This window comes from Microcystis sp. M090S1 (genome assembly GCF_020246295.1).
Taxonomy (GTDB): Bacteria; Cyanobacteriota; Cyanobacteriia; order Cyanobacteriales; family Microcystaceae; genus Microcystis; species Microcystis aeruginosa.
The window spans coordinates 1-8,391 of sequence record NZ_JADBTF010000349.1 but is presented as its reverse complement, the minus strand read 5'-3'; the positions used below and the strand labels follow the sequence as shown (position 1 = coordinate 8,391).

Here is an 8,391-nt window from a genome sequence, read left to right as displayed (position 1 = left end):
TTGAGAGAATCGTGCTTCAAAACCTGGCGTCTTCATCGGCCCGCGTCCTGTAGGGGCGAAGCATTCGGATAGAAAATCTCCGGTTTCACCGATAGGTTATTGCCCGAATGCTTCGCCCCTACTTTTTCAGCAGACCCTAACTAAATCTCAGTTAGGGGGAAGTAATTGGTTTGGCTTTGGTAACGTTAGAAAACCCAATCTAGAACAACCATTCTAGAACCGCCTCGTCTTTAGTGTTGGTATTGCGAGAGGGGGTTTCCCGGGTAAATTTCATGTGGATAGAACGATTTTGTTCACCATCGGCGGCCACGGCCATAATCGGATAATCGATTAAACCATCTTGGAAGGACATCTGATAGCGGAAAGTGCCATCGGGATTGAGTTTAATCGGACGACCACCGATAGTTACGGTGGCATCCGGTTCCGTAGCACCATAGACGATTAATTCTGCATCGGCAACTAACCAGAATTTGCGCGGACGTTGTAGGGTTTCCGAAGCACCCATACCGATGCCGGAAGCAGTTATGCCGATACCGGAAGCAGTTAGTCCCGATACCGTGGGAACTGCCCACATACCAACCCCAGAGGGGAATACATAAGAACTGATCACTTCCGACATCGGTACGGAACCGGCGACGTGCTGCATGGAACCAAACAAGGAACCGGCCACCCGTAGGGCCTCGATATCGCCGACACTCTCGAAAATTTGGTCGTAGATGGGGCTAGTTCCCGTGGTTCCGGCGCTGCTGCCGTAGCGTTTGCTGGGGGGGACGAGTTCGTAAACAGTTTTGCCCACCAGTTCTTCTTCCCAGTTAACGGTGACAAAAACATCTTCAATCCAGTCGGAAGGATAGACGGGAGGAATCCGCACTAAAGGAGAACGGGCCAAAACTAACCAACGACCATCAGCACAACGATAACCGATATCGATAACATAATCTCGATCGCTGACCGGAATCGGTAAATACCATTCCCGGGCCAATTCATCACAGAGATATTCTTGGACGCTATGCGCGCCTTGGCTATTGAGATCGATATCGGTGACATCATAAAGACGCAGGGCTAACTGTTGTCCCCCTTGACGACGTAGATCTTCTTTTGATTCGTTGGGGATATCCCAGTAAGCATAGGCCCACTGAGGATCGCGAGGTAGGAGGGTAATGCGATTTTCACCGTAGCCACCGGGCAGATCTCCTAAACCATCATCCACCGAACCTAGGATATCTTCGATCGGGTTAGCTTGACCTAATTCAAATTTTGCTGCTTCCACTGGTTTTTCCTCTTTAATAATAGATTTAAAATTGCCGCTTACTCCCATAGCTTGGGTAATTGCCTCAATTAATTGCGTTTTCCGCATCCGACTGTAACGAGAGATGCTGTATTGACTGGCAACTCGTCGCAGTTGCCGCAAGGTCATCTCATCTAAGGGTGGGTATTCTGGGACCATGAGTTGACACTCTCCGATTAGTTACGACGGCAAATGTTTTTGAGCATTTGCAAAAGCAGTTATCTGGGTAATCCTTCTAACTACTCATCGATTGCTGTGTGAACGAGAGATCCACTCGATGGGGATCAAGGGAATCGCTTGTTATAAATACCTATTAAACAGTAAGATTCCGATTTTGAACAAGTACCTTGTCATGATTTCTTGACAAAATTGCCAAACCCTTGATCCCCAAGAGATTTTCATGTCAGGAAGTTTTGATATTCTGTCCTGCATTGAAACTGTATCTGAGAAATTTTAGTACAAATGCTCGGACTTCCTCTCCCTGCTCCCCACTGTTTACTGATCACTGATCACTGATCACTGATTTGTACTCCGATCCCGATCGCCTGTAATCTGATATTGAGACTTTTAGTTAAGGAGACTGAACCGCTTGGCTACCCGTGTGATTATTGTTCGTCATGGACAAAGCAGTTATAACGCAGAGCAGAAAATACAAGGTCGCAGTGATGGCTCGGTTTTGACGGAAAAAGGCCATCTGGACGCGGAAAAAGTAGGAAATGCCCTCAGTCAAATCGATATCGCCGCTTTTTACTGTAGTCCTCTCCAAAGAGCCAAATCTACTGCTGAGGTGATTCAGTCTCGTTTAAATAACTCTCCCGTCATTCAACCCACTTCCCAGTTACTAGAAATCGAGCTGCCTATCTGGGAAAATATGGTCAAAGAGGAGGTAAAAGCTCAATACCCCCAAGAATATCGGGATTGGCAGCAAAAACCTCACGAATTTAAGATGATACTGCCCGATGGTCAAGAAAATTACCCAGTTCTCTCCCTCTATCAACAGGCCCAGGATTTTTGGCGAGAAATTATTCCCCAACACGAGGGCCAAACTATCCTCATTGTTGCCCATAACGGCATTAATCGCTGTTTAATCCTCAGTGCCATCGGTATTCCAGTTTCCTTATACCATTCCCTGCAACAATCTAACTGTTGCGTTAATGTTCTCAATTTTACGGGTGATTTTGGTGATCCTGTGCAGGTGGAATCCCTCAATCAAACGGCACACTTAGGGATAGCTTTACCCCCACCGCGTCCTCCTTTCCAAGGTTCCAGGCTGCTGCTTGTGCGTCACGGAGAAACCCAATGGAATCGGGATAAACGTTTTCAAGGTGTGCGCGATATTCCTCTCAATGATAATGGCAAAGCTCAAGCTGAGAAAGCCGCCGAATTTCTGCGAGAAACGGCGATAAATCACGCTGTCACCAGTCCTTTGTCCCGTCCCAAGGAAACTGCCCAAATTATCCTGCAATATCACCCCGATGTCACCTTAGATACCCAAGTGGATCTGACAGAAATCTGTCACGGACTTTGGGAAGGCAAATTAGAGGAGGAAATTGAAGCGAGTTTCCCCGGAATGTTAGAAGACTGGAAAAATGCCCCAGAAACCGTACAAATGCCGGAAGGGGAGAATTTACAGGAAGTTTGGGATCGAGCGATCGCTTGTTGGCGGCAAATCGTTAAAACCTATAGTAATAGCGATAGTCCTAAAACAATTATGGTAGTAGCTCACGATGCCATTAATAAGGTGATTCTTTGTTATTTATTGGGTTTAAAACCCGCCAATTTCTGGAATATTAAACAGGGAAATGGCGCGGTTAGTGTTATCGATTATCCCAAAGGAGTTGACTCTCAACCGGTCCTGCAAGCAATTAATATTACCTCTCATCTAGGAGCGGGAATACTCGATCGCACGGCAGCTGGCGCTTTATAACAGTTATCAGTTATCAGTGATCAGTTATCAGTTATCAGTGGGTAAGTTAACAGTTAACAGATTTGAGTTTTAAGTGAGCAGTATGTGGTAAGTGTGCAGTATTAAATAGCAGTTTCTTGCTGTCTTTTCACTGTTTACTGAGGGAGCATCTCACCTTTGTAACCCCTAAATCAGGTTTTTATGTCAAGCTGTTTTGAAAGCCTTGCTAGAAACCAGTTTTATGGATAAGTATAATTACTCACTTGCATAAATGAGATGCTCCCGATCACTGATTACTGATTATCAGCTGGTCAGCTGCCCTTGGCTTTCTTAATTAACAACAGACTGCCCCCAAGTATGGCGAAAGCAGTAACCATATTGGGTTCAGGAACTTTGGTGGCAAAGGAAGCATTGTCAATACTAAAACTATCGACAGCTGTTGTATTATTGGCAAAGATAACAGAACTAAATTCGGCTGTCCCGACAATACCAAGAAAGCCATCAGGTCCACCAATTGTATTATTGACGAGAATGGTTTGGTTCCCTGTGCCATCGAAATTGCCAGTAAGAGTTAACTCATCAATGCGGGAAAAGTCAGCACCAAAAGCCAACACGGTAGCAGGAAACTGCCAGGTTATGGTATCAGAAGCACCCGCAAGTGTACCGGAAGCATTATCGTAAACACCAGGATTGACGATGCTGACACTGTTGTTATTAAACGAATTAGGCAGTATGGGAGGAGCGGAATTAGTGGAAACAATCCCTGAATCTAGGGTAATTGACTGTGCCGAAGGAATGGCATTGCTAAAGGTATCAATGGTAATCTTGTACGAGGGGTTAGTGGCGAGTGCCGCTTCCCAGGCAGTCCGATTTGTATAAATGGTATAAGCACTAACAGAAGACACGCTACTTAACAGTAGAGTTACTGTCCCTGTGGCGAAAGCTAAAGAATTAAGGGCATTGAGCTTCACTATAGCGGTAAGCGCTTGAGTGAGATACAGACCAAGCTTTGCCTAGCATGGTTTATAGCTCGTGACACTGTACCTCATACGACTGCACACCGCTATAGGTTATTTGCTCTCATTAAAGGTGAATAAAAACCAGAGTATCAGAGCAGGTACGAAAAATCCTCTCATCTTTGTACAGAATAATTACAACCCACTTTCCACACTTCTTAACATTCAATTGATAATTTTTACTAACATATTGCTGACAAACCATTGCCAGTAAGGATTATAGCTACAAGGATCGATTTTCATCAAGGTGAAGAATTGTAATTTTTTTTCTCAAAAAAAATCAATTATTGAAAATGTTCTCAATAGTAGTTTCTACAATGAAGGTTTTTTCGTCAAAACATCGTGGGGAATGTAGGATATAAAAGTATATGAAGATGTGCGGAATGTCGGTTTAAAATTGCGGTAGTGGTTTTGATGGAAAGCGATCAAGATGGTCATAATTTCGCTTAAAGTCAAGATTTTGCCGCGTTTATGAGCTTTATTATCGGGCCAAAGCCTTGTCTGTTCTAATTTAGGTTCAAATACACGGCATCCGTCATCGACAGGACAGAAAAGAGCTTCTAGACTGGACATAGATGGGTTGGGGGTGCTGATACGGTTATATATTTTTCAGCTTACTAGCCCCCGCCTTTTCTTTCCACCCTTATCCCGAACTGACGTTGATTACTGTTTACTGATCACTGTTTACTGATTACTGATCACTGAAAAAAGCTTCCCGCTAACTAGAAGCTAATTTATTTTCAATCTGTCTAACTACCGTTAGTGCCGAATAGCTGACTCCGGCAGTGCCTTCTCCCGGATGGGTGGAATCTCCCACTAACCAAAGATGGGGGATCGGAGTGCGCGTCGCTACGCCAAAAGGGCCAAAAGTGGACAGTCTTTGACCAATACCGCCGACAATGCCCTGATTTCGACCCGTAAACCGTTCAAAAGTACGAGGTGTAGCTGATTCGATATGAACGATGTGATCAGGATTAAGATGGAAATAATTACCGAGACGCTCGCTCGCCTCTTGGGTGTATGCTGCTTTTAATTGCTGATAATTATCTTCTCCTTTTTGCCACCAAAGACTGGTATCGGTGAAGGAAGAAGCAATAATCGTCGCTTTTCCCACTGGAGCGCGACCATCCCCTTCTTTACTCACGGAAACAAACAAAGAGTTATTTTCGCCGATTATGCCATCGTCATCGTAGAGGAATTGCAAATGGGGAGGACAATCGGGGGGAATAGCAGCGCGATCGACTCCTAAGTAAACCACAAAAGCACCGGATGCGGGGGGAAGTTTTTCGATTCTCTGGTGATAAAGACTGGGAATGGCTTCGCGATCGATTAATTGTGGTAAATTTTGGATCGGGATATTAGCGACAATCTCATCGGCCATTTCTGGATGTATTTGGCCATTTTTTTGATTTCTGACGATAATTCCCGTGGCTTTTCCCTTTTCTGTCAGTATTTTTTCCACTGTGTGGCGCATTTGCAATTTACCGCCGTATTTTTCCAAAGCTGCTACTAGGCGATCGCTTAATACTTGCATACTACCCTGAAGGTGGGATAAACCTTGGGGAGACTGAGAAACTGCTAAAGCGGTGGCGGCATAAAGTAAAGCGGTTTCATCGGCAGTAACTTGGGAATAAAGCTTTAACTGGAGATCCAGAAAGGTTTTTAGGCGTTTATCCCTCTCTAAGCCGTATAATCGCAGAGCATCGCCCACAGTCATCAAAGTAAAGGGGAAGGTAATGGCAGTATCTAAACGCAAAGCGGCGATTAATTGCCCTAAATCCCACCAGTTGCGCGGGGGTAAAACTGGATCGCGACTTTGAAAACGCCAACTTGCTTGAAAGAGTTTTTGTAATAATTGCCAAAAAGGTTCGCTGCCCGGAAATTGTTTTTGTCTTTCCTCTTGCCACTTTTGCCGATCGCGCCAGACGTTAATCGCAGTGGTTTCCCCCGGCAGAAAAACGGCACAGGCGGGATCACAGGGGACAGAATCGGGTAAATCTATCCCTAATTCGGCAAAAATGCGCTGATGAATGCCCCCTACTTCTAATCCTGCCACTTGAGTTGCCCCCACATCAAAAGTAAAACCCCGACGGGAAAAAGTCGAGGCACAACCTCCGGGGACAAGCGCCTGATCATATACTGTGACTTGATAACCTCGACGCGCCAATAATGCCGCCGCCGTTAGTCCGCCAATCCCTGCACCAATAACGGTAATTCGCGTCATTTTCTTAATAATTATTTATATTTATTTTTATCCTAACACTGCTGTCTTTTCACTGATTACTGATTACTGTTCACTGAAAAGCTCCCCACTTCCCCACACCCCACTTCCCCGCACCCCAACCAATCTGCCCGGGACTCTTAACCGGTAAATTGGAGGCTTAACAGTTTACTTGCGCCCCTAGGGTATCTAAAGCTAAAATTTTCACCTCAGAGTTAATCCCCACTTGCTGCCAAGCATTTTTCATCTCTGTTGCTGTTTTTTGGGCATTGTCGGGGTTAGTTAAAGCTAATAGGCTCGGACCTGCGCCACTAATTACCATCCCGTAAGCACCCGCGTTAATGGCGGCTTTTTTGACCTTTTCGTAACCCGGGATCAAAGATTGGCGATAGGGTTGATGCAGTTTATCCTCTAGGGCAATTCTCAGCCAATCGCCGTTACCCGTCTCCAATCCCCGCAATAATAAACCCAAGCGGGAAATATTGAAAATTGCCTCCTGACGGCTAATTTTTTCCGGTAAAACCGCCCGAGCTTTTTCCGTAGCCAGTTCAAAATCGGGAATCGCTAGGACGGGAATGAGATTTTTTTGCCAAAATACTTGACAAATAGCCCAATTTGTGCTATCTCCTGCCGATAGCTGACAGTTGCCCCGCAAAGCCGGCACCACATTATCTGGATGGCCCTCCAATGCGATCGCTAATGCGGCGATTTCCCCCATAGATAAAGGATTTCCCGCGCATTGATTAGCAGCCACTAACCCACCGACAATAGCAGTGGCAGAACTACCTAAACCTCTAGCCAGAGGAACCCCTAAACCGATCTCGATGGCGATAGGGGGCGGATTCTGTCCTATTTTTTGATAAACTTGCAAAAAAGAAGTGTAGATTAAATTATCAGCACCTTGGCTGACTTTAGCTGATTCAGTTCCCTTGACAATAATGCTGACAGGGTTAGCTGTTGTTGCCGGCAGCAGGGTAAAAGTAAACTGATTATATAGGGTTAAGGCCGCTCCGAGACAATCGAAGCCGGGCCCAATATTAGCAGTGGTAGCGGGAACTGTAACCGTAAAAGTTGTCATCGTTAAGCTTTTGCCTGAAGATAGCGGCGATTTACCTCCTCCCAGTTAACCACATTCCACCACTGTTTTAAATATTCAGCCCGTTGATTACGGTATTTTAAGTAATAGGCGTGTTCCCAGACATCATTGCCCATAATTGGCTGTAATCCCATCATTAGGGGGCTATCTTGGTTAGCAGTGCTGATAATTTCTAGTTGTCCTGACTTATTTAAAACCAACCATGTCCAACCACTACCAAAAAGTTTAGTACCTGCTTGGTTGAAAGCGTTTTTAAATTCCTCGAAACTGCCAAATTTAGCGATTATTGCCGCCCCTATTTCTCCTGTTGCTTCGCCACCGCCATCGGGGGACATAATCTGCCAAAACATCGTATGATTAAGATCGCCGCCGCCATTATTGCGGATAGTGGTGCGAATATCGGCGGGCAAAGAGTCAAGATTTTTAATTAATTCTACTACTGTTTTTTTCTGCAATTCTGGATATTTTGCCACCGCCAGGTTGAGATTATTAACGTAGGCAACATGGTGTTTATCGTGATGAAATTGCATCGTTTCCTTATCAATATAAGGTTCTAGGGCATCATAGCTATAGGGTAGGGCAATGAGACTATAGGGACCGGTAGCGGCAAAAGCGGCAGGGTTAAAACCGGCAAGAGTGGCTGTGCCAAGGGTAGCACCTAAAAGATAAATAAATTGACGGCGATTGAGAGACATAAGTAATAGAACAAAATTAACTTCTTGGTTAGTGGGACTTAAACGCTCAACAAGAGTATAATAGAGTATAATCGTTATAGAATAAGCACTTTACGTTGAAAAATCGGCGATGAAAGAGACAACCCCAGCCGCGATGCCCCCATGCTTTGACCGATGGTGTCGGCGGTTT

The 8,391-nt window shown here is 45.1% G+C and carries 6 protein-coding genes and 1 pseudogene; 1 reads left to right on the top strand and 6 read right to left on the bottom strand.

What is annotated here, in order from left to right:
- Positions 1-199 precede the first annotated feature (199 nt).
- Complete coding sequence (locus IM477_RS15630) at positions 200-1,447, bottom strand: DUF4912 domain-containing protein (RefSeq protein WP_287732472.1); 1,248 nt, start codon at positions 1,445-1,447, stop codon at positions 200-202.
- A 430-nt stretch (positions 1,448-1,877) separates the two neighbouring features.
- Here IM477_RS15630 and IM477_RS15625 point away from each other — a divergent pair, with 430 nt between their 5' ends.
- Entirely contained in the window at positions 1,878-3,215 is a 1,338-nt protein-coding gene (locus IM477_RS15625) for a histidine phosphatase family protein (RefSeq protein ID WP_287732471.1), read from the top strand.
- A 290-nt stretch (positions 3,216-3,505) separates the two neighbouring features.
- On the opposite strand, the gene IM477_RS15620 is transcribed toward IM477_RS15625, so the two are convergent.
- From IM477_RS15620 to IM477_RS15600, 5 genes and pseudogenes are all read right to left on the bottom strand, one after another.
- Positions 3,506-4,165, bottom strand: a complete 660-nt coding sequence (locus IM477_RS15620) for a PEP-CTERM sorting domain-containing protein (RefSeq protein ID WP_287732470.1) — start codon at positions 4,163-4,165, stop codon at positions 3,506-3,508.
- Between the two features lie 435 nt (positions 4,166-4,600).
- Positions 4,601-4,783, bottom strand: a pseudogene (locus tag IM477_RS15615) (IS982 family transposase); the annotation flags it as partial.
- A gap of 145 nt (positions 4,784-4,928) precedes the next feature.
- Positions 4,929-6,434, bottom strand: coding sequence for a C-3',4' desaturase CrtD (gene crtD, locus IM477_RS15610; RefSeq protein WP_287732468.1), 1,506 nt, complete (start codon positions 6,432-6,434; stop codon positions 4,929-4,931).
- 157 nt (positions 6,435-6,591) lie between these two features.
- Positions 6,592-7,509, bottom strand: a complete 918-nt coding sequence (gene thrB, locus IM477_RS15605) for a homoserine kinase (RefSeq protein WP_287732467.1) — start codon at positions 7,507-7,509, stop codon at positions 6,592-6,594.
- A 2-nt stretch (positions 7,510-7,511) separates the two neighbouring features.
- On the bottom strand, positions 7,512-8,222 hold the full coding sequence (locus IM477_RS15600) for a superoxide dismutase (RefSeq protein ID WP_287732466.1): 711 nt from the start codon (positions 8,220-8,222) through the stop codon (positions 7,512-7,514).
- Between the last annotated feature and the right edge of the window lie 169 nt (positions 8,223-8,391).